General features: G+C 43.1%; 1 protein-coding gene. It reads right to left on the reverse strand.

What is annotated here, in order from left to right; translation table 11 throughout:
* A partial coding sequence (locus A194_RS0116630) for a peptidoglycan-binding domain-containing protein (protein ID WP_029425505.1) occupies positions 1–353 on the reverse strand: 353 nt, incomplete at both ends.

Raw genomic sequence — 353 nt, forward strand, 5'->3', positions numbered from 1 at the left:
TGTGACTCTTCATTGCGGTTTGGACGCTGTACTGGGCTATTCAACACTTCGTCTATTTTTTCTAGTGTCTCTTCTCCTGCTACACCTGTTGTTTCTAACCCATAATATTCTTGAAAGTCTTTAACTGCTCCCTCTGTTTGAGGTCCATAATAGATGGTCGGATTGCTCCAACTCGCAAAGCTCAACTTCACTAAATCTTCTTTCAATGGCACTACATCTTGACGGTATAACCCGCGTTGCATATCCATTGTCATTAGCTCTTCGACCTTGGCTTTTGTTGGCTCGTCTGCTATTCCATGTGCTACTAAGTCATGACGTTCCTGTAAATCTACTAAGGCGCTTTCTGATTGTGG

The sequence above is a fragment of the Alkalibacillus haloalkaliphilus C5 genome (assembly GCF_000269905.1).
Taxonomy (GTDB): Bacteria; Bacillota; Bacilli; order Bacillales; family Alkalibacillaceae; genus Alkalibacillus; species Alkalibacillus haloalkaliphilus_A.